Genomic DNA, 19,067 nt, shown 5'->3' with positions numbered 1-19,067 from the left:
TGGATTTAAATGTATAAAAAAAGTCCTGATACATCATCAGGACTTTTTGGTATATTTTAAAAAACTTGGTTTAGTTTTTCTTTTTGTTGGTCATTTTACTTTTTGAACCTACACGAGACATCGCGCATCTAAACCCGATATAATCGGTAGCCATATCTTGTGGGAAGTAGCGTCTTTGAGCTGGGTCTAACCAGTATTCTCTGTCTTTCCAAGAACCACCTTTGTAAACTCTTACCTCGTCGTTAATCAATGATGTTCTGTTGTTGCTTTGGTCGTACTCTCTCACAATGTTTCCAAGCGAATCTCTTGTGATTCTGTGCTTTGGAGAGTTGTACATGCCCCTAGTTTCAGATGAAGCACCATCAGCACCTTCATCATCATTAAAACTTTGATAGCCTCGTGATGAACGCTTATCGCCATCTCTAAAGTTGATTTGGTTACTTCTGTCGAAATTGGTTCTTAAGTACGTCTCGTTTTCATCGATAGCCACTTGCTTGATTTCTCCAGGTAAGTTTCTGGCAATTACTTTTCCGTTAGAAAGTGTGTCGTAAACAATATCGTCGGCAGTTACCACTTTAACTGTGCCATCTTCGTTTAAGGCGTTTTTGGTGTAAACGTTTCCGCGGTAGTAGTTGAAATCGTTAAACTCGTCATCAACAATTGGTCTGTAAACATCGGCAACCCACTCGGCTACGTTTCCAGCCATGTCGTATAAACCGTAATCGTTTGGTTCGTATGATTTCACGGCATTGGTAATGTCGGCACCATCGTCAGACCATCCAGCGATTCCGCCGTAATCACCTTTTCCTTGCTTGAAGTTGGCTAATTGGTCTCCACGGTATTTACGTGAACCATTACGGGTGTACTGTCCTTCCCATGGGTATTTTTTACGACCACGGTACAAGTTGTAGCTTCTTATTTCGCTTAATCCTAAAGCGGCGTATTCCCATTCGGTTTCGGTTGGGAGTCTGTATTTTGGTGGGATAACACCTGTTGAGCGTGTAGCATAAACACCAGATTCGTTACCGTCAGCATCCACTCGTATGTTTCTATTTCCTCGTTCTGGTCTTGTGATTTCTTCGTTACCTCCAAAAGCTTCGGTAGGTGCATTAATGTAAGTATCGGTACTAAAAGTTTGATCAGCATCCACTTCTAAGTGTGAATCGCGTTTTAGATACCCTTCCAATTGCAGTGCTCTCTGAGCTACTTGATCAGATCTCCAATTCGCAAATTCTACAGCCTGAATCCAGCTAACTCCAACTACAGGATACTCACCATAGGCAGGGTGACGCAAGTAATTTTCTGTCATAACTTCGTTATAGCCTAAACGGTTTCTCCAAACTAAAGTGTCTGGTAAAGCACCGGTATAAATGGCTTTGTACATGTCTTCAGAAGGTGGGTAAACACGCTTAAGATAATCTAAATACTCCACATACATCATGTTGGTAACTTCAGTTTCGTCCATGTAAAAAGACTGTACATGCTGTTGGGTGGGGCTGTTATTCCAATCGTGCATCACGTCGTCCTGTACACGACCTTTGGTAAACGTTCCACCTTCAATAAATACCAGTCCTGGTGAAGTTTCCTGTTCTTTAAAGTCTGTGTTATATTGAAAACCGCCTTCCCTTTTATTGATATCCCATCCGGTTGCCCTGGAAGTGTTTTTGGAGCTCGATGATTTTTTACAACCAGTTGCAGTAACTGTTAGCGCAACAACTAACAGAAATTTTAACGCTACTACTTTTTTCATATCCATACTTTTAAGTAAGCTAATATTGTTTTGGTGGTGCAATATAATAATTAAAGCCAATAACGCAAGCTATTTTTTGCATTTTAACCAAAAAAATGTGTATTTCACCCTGTTTTTTAAACCTTACGTCGATGTTTTTGTCGTTTTCCGACAGTGTTTTGTGTTGTATTAACGCTCGTATTACAAATTTATTATTGTATTTTTGGTCTAGTTTACCAAATTGTTGGTTTTTTGATAATAACAGGGCTTTATTGGCGTTAATTTAGCAATGAAAAAGAAAATACTACTTACGCTGTTGTTGGTTCCGATTGTAACCTTTGCGCAACAGAAAAATTATAAAATAACTTGGAAAGGGGCGCAAAGTCTCTCTGTAGGAGAGATTATCGTTGAGGTGCCCGCTTTTGATGAGGCTAATTTCGTTTTCGATTTTAACGACGGATTGCAGTTTGTCGATCAATGGAATGAAAAAACAACGGTTGACGAAAATTCGGTAAGCCTAACCAATGTGTCGTATCAACCCATTTCAAAGAGTGAACTGAATGATGTAGATGTTGCCACAATTCCAAGTACTTTAAAGTATAGTCTGAAAAATTCAAAAGCACGAGATAAAAATCACATTTCGTTTCGTTTAACGCCTATTGTTAAAGATGAAAACGGACAGTTTAAAAAAGTGCTGTCTTTTCAATTAAATTATAAAACAGGTAGAAGCAGTAGTGTGCAAAACCGCAGATTGGCGAGTAAGTCTTCGGCTGTAGCCTCCATTTCAAATTCGGTGTTGAATTCGGGCGAATGGTATCGGTTTTACATCGATACCACGGGTGTTTTCAGATTGTCAAAAAGCTTTTTACAGCGTTTAGGGGTAAATGTGAATAGTGTGGATCCGCGTAATATAAAGTTGTTTGGGCATGGCGGCCGTATGGCGCCCCATTCTAATACCGTTTCTTATCCGTTTGATGTGCCCGAAAATGCGATTAAATTTATTGGCGAGGAAGATGGCGTTTTTAACGATAGCGATTATATTTTATTTTATGGAGAAGGGCCAAAAGGCTATAACAGCGATAGCCGAACACACATAAATTGCTATACCGATAAGACCTATTATTATATCAATGTTGGGGCGGGAAATGGAAAGCGTATTCAGGCATTCGCCCAACCTACGGCCACGGCGGATATGGTGATAGATACTTTTGAAGATTATCAATTTCATGAAATAGACGAGTATAATTTGGTGTCGTTGGGTAGGCGTTGGTTTGGAGACCGCTTTGATGTAGAAAGTAAAAAAGCCTTCGATTTTGATTTTCCAGATTTGGTTACCGATGAATCCATAAGATTGAGCGTGGTTGCTGCAGCCACGGGAAGTGTAGGTAGCGCCATGAACGTTAGGGTAAACGGCAACAACCAAGTGGCATTGGCGTTTTCTGGGGTGAGTAGTCCAACCTATGCGAGTGGAGCGACTTTCAATGGGAATGTTAATGTCACTTCACCAAGTGTTTCTGTGGAATTGGAATTTGATAACCGTGGAAATCCCAGTACTTTGGGGTATTTGGACTATGTGTCGGTTGAAGGCACGAGGCGTTTAAATTTCAATGGCAAGCAATTTAAGTTTAAAAACAGTGCCGTGGCATTGGCTTCGGGTGTTGCCCAGTACAATATTGCCAATGCGGAGAATCTTTCGGAAATTTGGGATATTACCGATATTTATAATGTTTCAAATTTTGTGAATACCGATAACAGTTCTTCCTTAAGTTTTAAATCCGCAATGGGAAGTTTAAAAACTTATGTGGCTTTGTCGCCTTCTGATTATTTCACCCCACAATTCGATAGGACCACTACGGTGGCCAACCAAAATATAAAAGGCACGGTATTTCAGAACAGTCAAGGGCAATTTCAGGATGTAGATTATTTAATTGTCGCTCCCGACAATATGCTGAACCACGCCGAACGTTTGGCACAAATAAACCGAAATCAGTACGGTTTAAACGTAAAGGTGTTCAGTCTTACCGAAATTTACAACGAATTTAGTTCTGGAAACCCTGATATTGCTGCCATCCGAAATATGGTGAAATATGTTTACGATAATGCCAGTTCGCCAGAAAACAGAGTGAAATATCTGTGTTTGTTTGGCGATGCTTCTTTTGACTATAAAGACCGAATTCCGAATAATACCAACGTGGTGCCGTCGTGGTATTCCTATAATAGTTTCAGTTTAGCCAGTTCGTTTGTTTCGGACGATTTTTACGGAATGATGGATGAAAATGAGGGCATGATGGGGACTTCAGAAGGACTCGATATCGCCGTAGGAAGAATATTGGCCGATACCCCACAGCGCGCCCAGCAATTGCTAGATAAGATAGAGTCGTATCACGCGAAGGACGCTTTAGGAAGCTGGCGCAATAATTTTGTGGTCATATCAGACGATGTAGACCAAGATTGGGAAGGCTTGCTTCAGGAAACTACCGATGAAATCGGGAATCTGGTTACCGAATCAAAGCCTTTTATGAATGTGGTTAAAATACATTCCGATGCATTTAAACAGGAATTTTCGGCAGGTGGAGAACGGTATCCGGCAGTAACCACCGAAATCGCGAATGCCGTTGATAACGGGGCTTTGGTGGTTAATTACTTTGGTCACGGCGGAGAGGACGGGTTGGCCGAAGAACGTATTTTGCTCAAGCCCGATATCGAAGGGTTTCGCAATTTTGGTAAATTAAACTGTTTTGTTACGGTAACCTGTGAGTTTACAAGGTTCGATAATCCTTTTAGGGAGACGGCCGGCGAATTCACCTATTGGAACGAAAGAGCGGGAGCTATTGGTTTGATTACTACCACGCGACAAATTTTTGTGAGTTTTGCCATTAATTTTAATAGCATTTTGGGGCAATATTTGTTTTCTTATAGTGATAATGATGCTTACGGCGATTACGAGTACCCCTCGATGGCCGAAGCGCTAAGGTTGGCAAAAAGTGACCCCGCGGTTTCAGGTTCCAGTCAAAAACGCTTAATATTTTTTATTGGCGATCCAGCCATGAAATTGGCGTTTCCGCAGCCAAGTATTCGGCTAACCGAAATAAACGATGTGCCCATCGCGCAAGCCACCGATACTTTAAAAGCCTTGAGCTATGTTAAGCTAGCGGGAGAAGTTACCGACCTTTCGGGTAATTTGCTTTCCGAATACAACGGTACGCTTTCAACCACCATTTACGATAAAGATATTGAGCGCCAAACCTTAGCGAATGATGGAACTACATTAAACGGTGAGCTTATAAAACTCGATTTTAAAACGTTGGGTGAAATTATTTTTAGAGGGCAGGCTTCGGTGAAAAACGGACAATTTGAGTTCGATTTTGTAGTACCAAAAGACATCGGCATTCCGGTCGGTTTCGGTAAGGTGAGCTTTTATGCCAAAAATCAAGAGTTGACGCAAGACCGCTCTGGCGCAAGCGTTAATACCGTGAAAATTGGCGGACTGAATGAAAATGCAGAAGAAGACAATATAGGGCCGATGATTACCCTTTACATGAACGACGAAAGTTTTGTTTCCGGTGGAATTACTAACGAGTCCCCCACCTTATTGGCTAAGCTGGAAGACGCCAACGGCATAAATACGGCCAGTGGCATTGGGCACGACATTGTGGCTATTTTAGATGGCGATGAAACCAACCCCATTATTTTAAATGATTATTACCAAACTGAAGTGGACGATTACACAAAAGGTCTCGTTAATTTTCCAATGCGCGATTTAGAACCCGGTTTACACACCTTAACCCTCAAGGCTTGGGATGTTTACAATAATTCGGCAACTTCCGAAATTCAATTCATCGTATTCGATAAAGATGAGGATTTGGTGATTAATAATGTGCTAAACTACCCCAATCCGTTTGTAAATTATACAGAATTTTGGTTCAATCACAATAGTTCAGAGCCTTTAGACGTTTCTATACAGATATTCACCGTTTCCGGGAAATTGGTGAGAACCCTAAACGGACAAACCTCGGGTGGGGCCATTACCAATAGCTCCCTGTCCCGCGATTTGGTGTGGGACGGTCGCGACGATTTTGGCGATAAAATAGGAAAAGGCGTTTATGTTTACAAATTGCGGGTAAGCTCCAATGTGCTGAACAAAACCGTTGAAAAAATTGAAAAACTTGTAATACTCTAAAAAAAATTATATTTGCTAACTAAAAATGAATTCATGAAGAATAGATTATTGCTATTATTAGCATTTGCTTTTGCCCTAAAAACCAATGCGCAAACCACAATAAGACCCAGTGATGATAGAAGAGTTGTTTCTTCAGGCTTGCCTTTTGTTACAATTGCGGCAGATGCTAGAGCAGCCAGTATGGGCGATATGGGTGTGGCCACTAGCGTTGATGCCTTTTCACAACAATGGAACTCATCAAAATATGTGTTTTCAGAAACCAAATCGGGAGTAGGGGTAAGCTACACGCCTTATTTAAGTAAGCTGGTGAACGATATCTTTTTAGGAAACCTAACTTATTTCAATCGCTTGGATGAACGTAGTGCTTTTGCGGCTAGTTTTAGATACTTTTCGCTTGGAGATATTGAATTTATTTCAGAAGCTCAAGCGCAACAGCCAGAATTTCTGCCAATTATTGAAAGGCCAAATGAATTGACCATTGATGCATCTTATGCTTTGCGTTTATCCGATCAATTCGCGATGTCGGTAGCTATGCGCTATTTACGTTCTGACTTAAGATTGAATAATGCCGAAGATAGCGATGCGAAAGCGGCCAATACTTTTGGAGTGGATATTTCGGGGTATTACCAAAGTGAAGAGCAAGCTTATTCAGACTATAATGGAAGATGGCGTGGAGGTTTTGCCATCCAAAACATTGGCCCTAAATTTAAATACGATGAAGGAGGGGAAGATAGCTTTCAGCCTACTACTTTAAGATTGGGAGGAGGTTTCGATTTTATTTTTGACGATTACAATAAAGTTTCTGTTACAGCAGAAATAGCAAAAATGCTTATACCAACGCCACCGCTTTATGGAGATGAATATAATTACACAGATAACAACAATAATGGCACATACGAAGAAGATGTTGATGATTTAGGAACTCTTGTTGAAGAAAATGCTGTTATCTTAGAAGGAAATAATCCGGCAGATGTTAATTTCCTGTCAGGGATATTCCAGTCTTTCGGTGACGCACCGGGCGGCTTTAGTGAAGAATTAAAAGAGTTTACTTGGGCTTTGGGTGCTGAATATACCTATCAAGATTCTTTCGCCTTCCGTGGTGGTTATTTCAACGAAAGCGAAGAAAAAGGTGCCAGAAAGTTTTTAGCGTTGGGTGCCGGGTTTAAGGCCAACGTGGTAAATATCGATTTGTCGTATCTGTTCTCGGCTTCAAAAGTGCAAAGTCCGTTAGAAGGTACATTGCGTTTTTCACTGACGTTCAATATTGGGGCTGGAGAGTATTATGAATACTAGAGACTATTGTCGTGCTGAATTGTCATCCTGAGCGGAGTCGAAGGGTTATTTCAGCATCTCAATATGTACAGTTAGATGCAAAAAAAACTATGGCTTCGGCGATAGTTTTTTTGTTTAACAGAGTTTGTTATTTTTACTGAATACACGCCTATATGAAAGAAATAAAAATAGAAACGATACTAAGGCTTTTTGATGATTTGGAAGAACTGCCTTTTGAGGTATTCCAACTCATGCAAAGTGCCACTGAAGCCAGAGCAAGGGCCTATGCGCCTTATTCCAATTTTAGTGTAGGGGCCGCCATTCTGCTCGATAATGGTGAAGTGGTTACGGGAAACAACCAAGAAAATGCGTCTTACCCCTCAGGACTATGTGCCGAGCGTACGGCAATTTACGCGGCTGGAGCACAGTACCCCGATGCTAAAATCTTAAAAATAGCTATTTGTGCGGGCTCAAAAACCAATGTAACCCAAACGCCCATTCCGCCTTGTGGCGCCTGCAGGCAGGCCATTTCAGAATACGAAATTAAACAGGATGCACCCATCGAAATTTATTTTATGGGAGAAACGGGGCAGATTGCCCAATCCCATTCCCTAAAAAACCTCTTGCCTTTTATGTTCGACAAGTCTGTGCTTTAGGCTGTTTTACGTAGTTTTAGTGTTTGCTTAATCGATTGAAATTTTGAATAAATCTACAATAGCTTAAAAATTATTGTTAAATATTTAAAGAAGAAAGGAAGAAGTAAAATATTTGCATTTTTTTTACTTTAATGAAATTGGGTTTTTCCAATACGGCACAATGTGTTACTTTTGTATTTCGCTTATAAAAAATTATAAAAGTATTCCATGCAAAAAATCACAAAAGAGGTTTACCTCAAATGGTATGAAGACATGTTATTCTGGAGAAAGTTTGAAGACAAGCTAGCTGCAGTATATATTCAACAAAAAGTAAGAGGATTTCTTCACTTGTACAATGGTCAGGAAGCAGTATTGGCAGGAGCCTTACACGCCATGGATTTGACCAAAGATAAAATGATAACCGCCTACCGTAACCACGTACAGCCTATAGGAATGGGTGTGGATCCAAAACGCGTTATGGCCGAATTGTATGGAAAAGGCACAGGTACTTCACAAGGTTTGGGAGGATCGATGCACATCTTCTCAAAAGAGCACCGTTTTTATGGTGGTCATGGTATTGTTGGTGGACAAATTCCTTTAGGAGCAGGTATTGCTTTTGGCGATAAGTACCACGGTAGCGATGCCGTTACTTTATGTTGTTTTGGTGATGGTGCTGCCCGTCAAGGGTCGCTTCACGAAGCGTTTAACTTGGCTATGCTTTGGAAATTGCCAGTAGTATTTGTTTGTGAAAATAACGGGTACGCTATGGGAACTTCTGTGGAAAGAACGGCCAATCACACCGAAATCTGGAAATTAGGTTTGGGCTACGATATGCCTTGTGGTCCGGTTGATGGCATGAATCCTATTAAAGTGGCTGAAGCATTTGATGAAGCCATCCAAAGAGGACGTCGTGGTGAAGGCCCAACATTCTTGGAACTTAAAACATACCGTTATAGAGGTCACTCTATGAGTGATGCCCAGCATTACAGAACAAAAGAAGAGGTAGAGGAATACAAGAAAATAGACCCGATAACTCAGGTTAAGGACGTTATTCTTGAAAAGAAATACGCTACCGAAGACCAAATAAAAGAAATAGATAAGCGAGTAAAGGCACGCGTTTCAGAATGCGAAAAATTTGCAGAAGAATCACCTTGGCCAGAGAAAAGTGTGATGTATGATGCTGTTTACGAGCAAGAAGATTATCCATTTATTCAACACAAAATATAAGCTATGGCAATAGTAGTAAATATGCCGCGTTTAAGCGATACCATGGAAGAAGGTACCGTTGCGGCTTGGTTAAAAAAAGTAGGAGATAAAGTAGAGGAAGGCGATATTTTAGCTGAAATTGAAACCGATAAAGCCACTATGGAGTTCGAATCTTTTAACGAAGGAACGTTGCTTCATATTGGGGTTCAAGAAGGAGAAACCACAAAAGTAGATGAGCTTTTAGCCATTATTGGTGAAGAAGGTGAAGATATTTCTGGTTTGTTGAATGGTGGAGGTGCTTCCACGGAAGCAAAAGAAGAAACCACTGAAAGTGCTGTCACTCCGAGCGCAGTCGAGGAGTCTCAACCAACTGAAACTCCAGCACAGGAATTGCCTGAAGGCGTTATTGTAGTTACCATGCCGCGTTTAAGCGATACCATGGAAGAAGGAACGGTGGCCACTTGGTTGAAAAAAGTAGGTGACAAAGTAGAGGAAGGCGATATTTTGGCTGAAATCGAAACCGATAAAGCCACTATGGAATTCGAATCGTTCCAATCGGGTACCTTATTGGAAATTGGGTTGCAGGAAGGCGAATCGGCAAAAGTAGATTCTTTATTGGCAATCATTGGCCCAGAAGGAACCGATGTTTCTGGCGTAGCTGCTAATTTTTCTGCTGGACCTGTTAAGAAGGAAGATGCTCCAAAACAAGAAGCGCCTAAAAAAGAAGCACCGAAAGCGTCAGCTTCTAAATCTGAATCAAAATCCAGTGCGCCAAAACCAACGCCTGTTACAGAAAACGGACGCGTGTTTGTGTCGCCATTAGCGAAGAAATTAGCCGACGAAAAAGGCATTAACTTAACAAAGGTTCAAGGGTCTGGTGAAAACGGACGTATCGTAAAGCGCGATATTGAAAATTATGAGCCAGCAGCAGCCGTTGCTGAAAGTTCAGCTGCAGTTTCAAGTTTTGCCATTGCAGGTGAAGAAAAAACTGAAGAAGTTAAAAATTCTAATATGCGTAAGGCAATTGCTAAATCTTTAGGTAATTCTAAATTTAGTGCGCCACATTTCTACTTAAATATTGAAGTAGATATGGATAACGCTATGGCTTCGCGTAAAACCATAAACGAGATTCCAGATACCAAAGTATCTTTTAACGATATGGTGGTTAAGGCTTGTGCTATGGCATTGGTAAAACATCCACAAGTCAATACAACTTGGAGTGATAATGTGACTAAATTCCATAGTCATATTCATGTTGGAGTTGCTGTTGCGGTAGACGACGGTTTGGTGGTGCCAGTAATCAAGCACACTAATTCGTTAAGCTTAACCCAAATCGGTGCTTCGGTACGTGATTTAGCGGGTAAGGCTAGAAACAAGAAAATAAAGCCAGACGAAATGACAGGCAGTACCTTTACGGTTTCTAACTTAGGTATGTTCGGTATTGAAAGTTTTACATCAATTATTAATCAACCTAACTCTGCGATTTTATCAGTTGGAGCTATTGTTCAAAAACCAGTGGTTAAAAACGGACAAATTGTAGTTGGTAATACCATGATGTTGACTTTGGCTTGCGACCACCGTACGGTTGACGGTGCAGTGGGTGCACAGTTTTTACAAACATTGAAAACATTTATTGAGAATCCTGTAACTATGATAGCATAGTTGTAACTCAACTCAATTTATAATACAAAAACCTGTTTCATTCATTTGAGACAGGTTTTTTTTATCTTTAGTTTTTAAAATTTCAATATGAATAAAATTTTAGTTTTTTCTGCCGCTCTGTTATTGTTGGGCTGTGGTTCCCAAAAACGGATTTCTGAGGTAAATACTTCAGAAGACAGTAATGAAAATACAGTGGTTAAATTGCCGAAGACTGATATGAAATCGGCTTTGGAATATCTAGCTTCCGATGCATTAAAAGGCAGGCAAACTGGAACGGTAGGGTTAGAGTCGGCCGCGCAATTCATCGAAAGGGTTTTCAAAAAGCATCAAGTTCAGCCTTATTTTGAAACGTATCGCGACAGCTTTAAAGTAAAAACGTTAGATGGGTATAATATTGTGGGATACATTGAAGGTAATGACCCAGAACTGAAAAATGAATTTGTTATTCTCGGTGCCCATTACGACCATATTGGCATTGTGGAAGCCGTTGATGGTGATAATATTGCCAATGGCGCCAACGACGACGCTTCGGGTACAGTGGCGGTGCTTGAGTGGGCCAAATACTTTGCTAAAACTAAAAACAATAAGCGCAGTATATTGTTTACACTTTATGACGCCGAAGAAATGGGGTTAAAAGGTTCAGAACATTTAGCCGAAAGACTCAAAAATGAAAATTTGGATTTATACACCATGATTAATTTTGAAATGGTGGGAGTGCCTCGAGCTAAGAGTAAAACTTTAGCTTATATAACGGGTTTTGAACTGACCAATATGGCTGAAAAGCTAAATGAATATGCACAGGAAAAGGTTGTTGGCTTTTTGCCACAAGCCAAGCAGTATAATTTGTTTAAGCGCTCTGATAACTATCCGTTTTACAACGCTTTTAAAATTCCCGCACAAGCCATTTCAACCTTCGATTTTACCAATTTTGAATATTACCACCACGTTGATGACGAGGCCGATAAAATGGATTTAGTACATATGCAGAACTTTATAAACAAAATGATTCCGGCGTTAGAAGGAATGATTAACGCGCCAACCAAAGAAATAAAAATGAGCAATGAGTAAAAACATCATTATAACAGGAACAAGCAGAGGTATTGGGTTTGAGTTGGTAAAATTATTTTCTGATGCTGGTCATCAGGTTTTGGCGCTTTCCAGAAATGATAAGCCCATTCTTGATTTGGGTTTGAAAAACACCACTTGTTTTTCCTTTGATTTGGCGGATGCAAAAGACTATTCAAAAGTTGAAAAGTTTATAAAAGAAAATTGGCAACAAGTTGATGTATTGATAAATAACGCGGGAATGTTGGTTAATAAACCGTTTTCAGAAATAAGCATGCAAGATTTTGAGGCCGTTTACAAAACCAACGTTTACGGGGTTGCCGAATTAACCCGTGTGGTACTACCTTTTATGAAAGAAGATAGCCATGTGGTAACCATTAGTTCTATGGGAGGGGTTCAGGGCAGTATGAAGTTTCCGGGCTTGGCCGCCTACAGTTCCAGTAAAGCCGCGGTAATCACTTTAACCGAATTATTGGCCGAGGAATATAAGGAATCAGGAATATCATTTAATGTATTGGCTTTGGGCGCGGTACAGACCGAAATGCTCGAGGAAGCCTTTCCGGGCTACCAAGCACCAACCACTGCCCAAGAAATGGCAGAATATATCTTTAATTTCTCACTAACGGGACAAAAATATTACAACGGTAAATTGTTGCAGGTTTCTAATTCTACGCCTTAATCTTTATAGAGTACAATTGTATGTTTAATGTAAAATATACGGTCAGTACACCCCGAAAAACAATTGTTGGTCAAAAAATCAATAGAAAAATAGTTTTTCTTATATGTAAGAATTAATCTTGTAAAAAAATAATCGTACAACACATTGAAGAAATTTTCTTTCGTAATTCTGTCCTTTTTTCTGTTTCAGTGTTTTTTTGTTGAGGCTCAGTGCAATGAATCGGAAACGATTACAATTTGCGACATGACAACAGTAGATAACAATGCCGATGGAAATCCAGATGGTATTATAAATCTGTATACCGAATTTAACAACCTTAGCGGTAACTCTTACAACACAAGTACCGGAACTTGGTTTGATCCAGATTATAATTTTGCAATCGATGAAGCTACCGGTAATTTGTACTTGTGGGATTTAGATAATGCTTCGGAAGCTATAAATGATTATCAATTTCAATTAATAGATTCAAATTCATCTTGTCCAAATGGTATTATTGCTACTGTGAACGTGATTTTAGGTCAGTTTGAAGGTAAGCCATTGCCGCCACAGGGGCCTAACGATGCTAATGTGACTATTTGTGAAGCCACATTATCTAGCTTCGATTTATTTCAGGTTTTTGAGTCGCAGCCCTCTCCGCATAAAAATGGAGTATGGGCCTTTGTTGGTAATATGGGGGATCCATCAAATTTTAAAGGACTGTCTCAGGATGGAAAATTTAGAGCAGAAATCCCATACGAGCCTTATGGCGATTTAATAGAATTTGATGTTTTTGAGTTTACTTATACCGTTCCTGGAATTGCACCATGTAGCCCACAAAAAGTTTCAAGGTTCAAGGTGGAAGTAATCAGAGACGTATCTGCTGGAACGGGTTCTAGCTTCCAAATTTGTGAAGCCGATATATTGTCCGGAGTTTGGGACGACGATATTGATTTAAGAGACGATAGGTTTTTACAAGATGAAGACGTGGAAGGGCTTTGGTCAAGCAGAACAGACCCAACGGGGCAAATTTCAGGACCGTCAGATTCTTCAATAAATATCAGGGAGGTTTATGATAATTTAAAAGCCTCTAATCCACAATTTTCGTGTGAAACCTTTACTTATGAATACACAGTAGAAGCCAGATCGTCCTTGTTTGATTGTGGCGATAAAGTAACCTCGATAACATTCACCTTTTCCGAGCCTATAAAGGCTTTTAGCCAAAATCAGGCTCTGGAAGTTTGTGCTGATGGTACACAACCCAATCAAATTAATTTGTACGACCAACTGGTATTCAGCACAGAAAATGGCGTACTGTACGATTATCCTAATAGCGAATGTACCAATTGGCAGTTAATTTCTGGCCCGTCTTCTTTGGGCTTAGTAAGTAATACAGGTAGCTTATGCGAACTGTCTTCGGCTGATGACCATTATACCGCCATGGGTACTATTAATACTTCAAACTTAACTAATGCCGATGCCGGAACTTATGTGTTCAGATACACGGTGGCCCCGGAATATGTGTGTGCAGAAAGTGCGTGCAGCGGCTATTCGGCAAACGTTACCCTGATTGTACAACCTAATAATTATGCAGGAGACGATACCATAGGTTTAGAGTTTTGTGAAACAGACCCGGTTGTTCAGTCTCCATTGGATTTATTTAGTTTATTAAATACTACTGCCGACAATGGCCCAATTTATAAAGGCGATATGGGAGTTTGGCGCGACTTAAACAGTGGCACTGTTATTACCAATCCGGTTTCGTTGCCAAATATTAACCATAACCAGACTTTCGATTATATTTATGAAACCACCACCGAAAATGGTTGTGTGGATTCCGCCCAGCTGTCTTTTACCGTTATTGAAAGCTACCAAGCGGGAGCTAACAACACTATTGATGTTTGTAGCAATAACTCCCCGTTTAGTTTATTGGAAGCCCTCAATGGAAATCCGAACCAAAACGGAACATGGTCGGGACCAAACGGTTTTGTGTCATCAGACCCTAATGTGGTTTTTGATCCCTCGACATTTAGTGGCGGTGCCTACACTTATACGGTGCCCGATAATGTAAATACAGCTGGAGTTGTAATGTGTTCTGGGAGTTCGGCCACGGTTACGGTTACCAGTTATCAAAGTCCGAATGCCGGGAGTTCGGGTGTTTTTAATGCTTGTAAATCGGATGGGGTTCTTAATTTGGTGGATTATTTGGATGCTTCGGCCGATACAGGCGGAACGTTTAACGACTTAAGTGCAACAGGCTTTTTAACTGGAAATTTATTGGATGTCTCTCAATTATCATCAGGCCGATATAGTTTTCAGTACGAAATACAAGGCCATGCCTCATGTAATTTGTCAACAGCTTTAATAACATTAATTGTAGCCGAAGTAGAGCCTCCTGAGGTAGAAAATCAACAGTTTTGTGCCTCTGAAGGGCCTACGGTAAACGATTTAGTGGCTACAAATGGCATTAGCTTTAATTGGTACGATTCGGTGTCTTCAACAGAGCCGCTTCCATTAAGTACGGCTTTGCAAAATGAAGTTGATTACTTTGTGTCAGCCTTAGATTCCAATGGATGCGAATCATCAAAAGTACCCGTAAAAGTTAGTATTCTTCCAGTAGGTCATAGCCAATGTGCCCCTTGTTTAAAAGATGGCATTTCACCCAATGGAGACGGACAAAATGATGTTTTTGATTTGTGCAGTTTGCCTGTAACTTATCCCAATTTTAGTATTGAAATAATAAACAGATACGGCTCGGTTGTGTATCGAGGAAATGAAAGCACACCGTTGTTTAACGGGAAGTCTAACGTGCCGTTAACTATGGGAAATCAATTGCCTTCGGGCGTTTATTTTTATGTGTTTGATCCCAAAGACGGACAGACCAAGCCTTTTCAAGGCAATTTTTATTTAAGCAGTGAATAACAGTATAGGCATGAAAATTAAAGTATTTATAGTAATGGTTTTATGCGGTTGGTCTGCTTATGCACAACAGGAAGCGCATTACTCGCAATATATGTACAATATGAGTATGGTTAACCCAGCTTATATGATAAACAGTCCCCATATTATTGAAGTAGGAAGCTTGTACAGAACGCAATGGGTAGGCATAGAAGGTGCGCCAAAAACGGCAAATGTTTTCGCGAACTTGCCTTTAAATAGTAACATGGAATTAAGTGTTAACTACTTAAACGATAATATTGGAGGTAAAATAAATATAAGTGAGAATGTTTTTAATGTAGATTTCGCTTATAAAATAAAACTGAAAGCGGATTTAAACCTCTCCTTTGGATTGAAAACAGGTATCGATCATTTAAATTTTAGTGCTATTGGTAGTAATGTTATTTCCGACCCTGTTTCTGGTAATACCAGTAAAACAGTTCTTAATATCGGCACCGGAGCCTTTTTGTTTGGCAATAATTTTTATGCGGGAATGTCATCTCCCAATTTAATACCAAGCGATTTAAGTATTGACGACGAAACCGTTTATAACGATAACATACACGTGTTTTTAATTGGGGGCTATGTTTTTGATTTAGGATCGGATTTAAAGTTAAAACCATCTACTGTTGTAAAATATGTTGGTGGAGCTCCTTTGTCGTTCGATGTGGCAACAAACGTTCTGTATCAAGATAGATTTGAATTGGGGCTGTCTTACCGATATCAGGACGCTATTGCTGCTTTAGCATCTATTTACATTACACCCAGTTTAAAATTGGGCTATGCTTACGATTTTAATACCAGTAAACTAAAAACCTTCAATAACGGGAGTCACGAAATCATATTGCTTTACCGCTTTGATGTGTTGGGGCTTAGTAAAACATATTCATCGCCAAGATTCTATTAATATGATTAAAAATATTACATTTTTTATAATGGCTGTTGCTGCAATACAACTGGGGGTTGCACAAAAAACGCGGGCCGATAGGTTTTTTGAAAAAGGCGATTATATAAATGCCGCCAAGTATTATGAAGATGAAATTAAAAAAGTGCCCAATAAACATCAATTAGAGCAGCTTTCAATATCCTATTACAACACGTTTCAGTATAGAGAAGCTTTAAGATATTTAAAACTACTGACAAAAGGACGTTTTCCTGAAAAGGATAAAACTTATGCCAACCATTTCAATTTTAAATTGTACCACCTGTTATCTGCTTTAGGGGATTATGAAACGGGGCTAAGCTATTTGGAGTTGCATTATAAGAATTTGGGCAACACTTTAAATATAGAAGAAGCGATTAAGGAAGTTGAAGATTTTAAACTGAAAACACCAGATTATACGGTTAAGAAAGTACACTTTAATTCTGAAGCTTCAGATTTTGGAGCTATTAAATTGGGGGATTCCATATACTTTACATCCGATAGAAATACCAATAAGATTTTTGAAAAAACCTATAAATGGACCCACCAGCCTTTTTTGGATATTTATGCTGTTCGGGTTGATGACAAAAATGTGGCACTAAGTGAGGTTAGACCTCTAAATGAAAATATAAACTCCAAGTTTCATGAGGGAAATTTTTGTTTCACTAGCGACGGTAATACCATGTATATTTCCAGGAGTAACTTGGTTGAGGGTAAAAAGCAGTTTAATGATGAAGGTAGCAACAATATCCATATTTATAAATCTACCAAAGAAAATGGCGTATGGAGCAAACCAGAAAAACTGTTTTTTAATGAGAATGGCTATTCTTATCAGCATCCTGCGTTAAGTCCCGATGGCAAAAGGTTGTACTTTTCATCAAATAGACCAGGAGGTTTTGGAAGTTTCGATATTTATTATGTAGAAATTAAAGGAGAGCATCTGGGCGATCCCGTTAATTTAGGGGCAACCATCAATACAAAAAATCGAGAGCACTTTCCTTTTATATCCTCAGAAGGCCACTTATTTTTTGCTTCAAACGGACATTTAGGCTTGGGCATGTTAGATAATTTTGTTTCCGAATTTGTTGAAAATGATTTTACGAAACCTATAAATCTAGGGGTTCCCATCAACTCAAGGTATGACGATTTTAATCTGAATTATTACAGTGAAACAGAAGGTTTCTTTTCATCAAATCGAAATCGGAGAAGCGACGATATTTTTCAGTTCATTCAAAAAGGAGAAATTTTCATAAGAGAATACATCAACACATTCGAAATTCGCGATGTTGCCACCAAAGCCTTTGTAGCAAACGCAAATGTAGAGTTGCTAGACAAACACGGGAAGCAATTGTACACTAATAGTTTAGATACTTTGGCCACTTTCAATAAGAATTTGTTGGCGGGTCATTATATTTTAAAAGCAACGGCTGAAGGCTATTATAGTAAACAGGAAAATCTACAGGTTATAGAGGCTCAGGACCAAAAACACGTATTGTATCTAAAACAAGAACCGCCCGTTATAGTCAATCCCGTGGAAGCTATTATTGCTGAAAAGCAGATTGATGAACAAATGGAAAAAGAAGACCCAAAACGTTTTGCTTTGTTGACTGATGCCGATGGGCCTCCCGTAATAGAAAAAGACGGCAAACTGTTTTTTCAGTTAGAGCCCATTTACTTCGATTTTGACATGTGGAATATTAGGGCCGATTCTAAAAAAATATTGGACGAACTGGCCGCCAAATTAGAGCGATACCCAGATGTCCATTTAAAAATAAGTGCCCATACCGATAGCCGAGGCACTGTGCGCTACAATCAACTATTATCGGAAAGACGTGCAGAGTCCACCAGAAATTATTTGGCTTTAGAAGGTTTTATAAACGCGCGTCGTATAAAGTTTGAAGGTTTTGGAGAGTTGGAGCCTATTGTGCCGTGCCCAATGTTAAACTGTACAGATGAAGAACACCAATTAAACAGGCGTAGCGAATTTGAAATTATTGAATACTAGAAATCGTTGAGTTTTGCTGTCAAATTGAGGTCACTTCTTCCTTCCCTGATATTTATCATGCAAACCCTCGCCGTTTAAAATTTTACCCGTACATTTTTCAATTCGGGAAATTCGGGTTTTAGATTGTTTAGGTGCTGAAAAGTAAAGAACGTAACCGCGTTGTCGTCCGGGCGTTAAGGATTCAAATGCAGATTTTAACGTTGGGTCATCTTCAAATTTTTGTTCCAGTTCCTCGGGTAGCGGTTCGGGATTCTGTTTGAATTCAATTTTCAAGCCTGCTTTTTCGGCTTCGATGGCTTCAAAAATGTAGGCTTTGATGTGGCTTTCCAGAGATTTGATTTTATCGGTGTCGGTAAACTTAATTAAGCGGGCAGCTTGCGAGTTTTCTCCCGGCTTTTCCAGAATGTTTTTCTCATCGCGTAATAAAGCGCCTTTAAAGAAACTAACAGCACAATGGTTTTTAAAAGCACAAAGCATCAATACATTTTTTTCGTTGTATGTGTAGGTGGGCATGCCCCATTTGCAATCTTCGGTGAGTCCGCATTGTAAAACCAGTTTTCTCAACAGTTCCAATTCCGTAATCCATGTGTGTACTTTGCAGTCTGGGGTGCCGCCGAGAGAGCATCTTCCGCAGCCTGCTTCAAAATATTGCTCTACCGTTCGGGTCATTTCCATAGGTTTGGTTTTTCGTATGCTTTAAACGAATTTCAACATTTTTTACAACAATATCAAATTTGTGTTTGAAGGAAATTATTATTTCTGATAAGAAAGAAATCACAACACAGAATTTTGCGGCGGT

12 protein-coding genes are annotated in these 19,067 nt (G+C 39.6%); 10 read left to right on the top strand and 2 right to left on the bottom strand.

From position 1 onward, the window contains the following. Positions 1-70: 70 nt before the first annotated feature. Complete coding sequence (gldJ, locus tag ABI125_15770) at positions 71-1,756, bottom strand: gliding motility lipoprotein GldJ (protein ID XCF07918.1); 1,686 nt, start codon at positions 1,754-1,756, stop codon at positions 71-73. Positions 1,757-2,018: 262 nt separating this feature from the next. On the opposite strand from gldJ, the gene porU reads away from it, so the two are divergent. From porU to ABI125_15720, 10 genes are all read left to right on the top strand, one after another. Next, positions 2,019-5,909, top strand: coding sequence for a type IX secretion system sortase PorU (gene porU / locus ABI125_15765; protein ID XCF06164.1), 3,891 nt, complete (start codon positions 2,019-2,021; stop codon positions 5,907-5,909). Positions 5,910-5,942: 33 nt separating this feature from the next. Further along, complete coding sequence (gene porV / locus ABI125_15760; GenBank protein XCF06163.1) at positions 5,943-7,202, top strand: type IX secretion system outer membrane channel protein PorV; 1,260 nt, start codon at positions 5,943-5,945, stop codon at positions 7,200-7,202. A 152-nt stretch (positions 7,203-7,354) separates the two neighbouring features. After that, a complete protein-coding gene (cdd, locus tag ABI125_15755) occupies positions 7,355-7,837 on the top strand; it encodes a cytidine deaminase (GenBank protein ID XCF06162.1) in 483 nt (160 codons plus the stop codon). Between the two features lie 207 nt (positions 7,838-8,044). Further along, positions 8,045-9,043 (top strand): pyruvate dehydrogenase (acetyl-transferring) E1 component subunit alpha, encoded by a 999-nt coding sequence (pdhA, locus tag ABI125_15750; GenBank protein ID XCF06161.1) that lies wholly within the window; start codon positions 8,045-8,047, stop codon positions 9,041-9,043. A 3-nt stretch (positions 9,044-9,046) separates the two neighbouring features. Next, the gene (locus ABI125_15745; protein XCF06160.1) at positions 9,047-10,684 is read left to right on the top strand and encodes a 2-oxo acid dehydrogenase subunit E2; all 1,638 of its coding nucleotides are present in this window, start codon (positions 9,047-9,049) and stop codon (positions 10,682-10,684) included. Positions 10,685-10,771: 87 nt separating this feature from the next. Then, positions 10,772-11,752 (top strand): M20/M25/M40 family metallo-hydrolase, encoded by a 981-nt coding sequence (locus ABI125_15740; GenBank protein XCF06159.1) that lies wholly within the window; start codon positions 10,772-10,774, stop codon positions 11,750-11,752. Next, positions 11,745-12,428, top strand: coding sequence for an SDR family oxidoreductase (locus ABI125_15735; GenBank protein ID XCF06158.1), 684 nt, complete (start codon positions 11,745-11,747; stop codon positions 12,426-12,428). The genes ABI125_15740 and ABI125_15735 overlap by 8 nt, the downstream gene beginning before the upstream one ends. A gap of 243 nt (positions 12,429-12,671) precedes the next feature. Beyond that, on the top strand, positions 12,672-15,326 hold the full coding sequence (locus ABI125_15730; GenBank protein ID XCF06157.1) for a gliding motility-associated C-terminal domain-containing protein: 2,655 nt from the start codon (positions 12,672-12,674) through the stop codon (positions 15,324-15,326). 10 nt (positions 15,327-15,336) lie between these two features. Then, on the top strand, positions 15,337-16,248 hold the full coding sequence (locus ABI125_15725) for a type IX secretion system membrane protein PorP/SprF (protein XCF06156.1): 912 nt from the start codon (positions 15,337-15,339) through the stop codon (positions 16,246-16,248). A gap of 1 nt (position 16,249) precedes the next feature. After that, complete coding sequence (locus ABI125_15720) at positions 16,250-18,268, top strand: OmpA family protein (protein ID XCF06155.1); 2,019 nt, start codon at positions 16,250-16,252, stop codon at positions 18,266-18,268. A gap of 30 nt (positions 18,269-18,298) precedes the next feature. Here the strand turns inward: ABI125_15720 and ABI125_15715 are convergent, their stop codons facing one another. After that, on the bottom strand, positions 18,299-18,943 hold the full coding sequence (locus tag ABI125_15715) for a DUF1801 domain-containing protein (protein XCF06154.1): 645 nt from the start codon (positions 18,941-18,943) through the stop codon (positions 18,299-18,301). Positions 18,944-19,067: the final 124 nt, after the last annotated feature.

It is taken from the genome of Tamlana crocina (genome assembly GCA_040429635.1).
In the GTDB taxonomy this organism is placed as follows: Bacteria; Bacteroidota; Bacteroidia; order Flavobacteriales; family Flavobacteriaceae; genus Flavisericum; species Flavisericum crocinum.
This window is presented reverse-complemented; position numbering and strand designations above follow the sequence as displayed.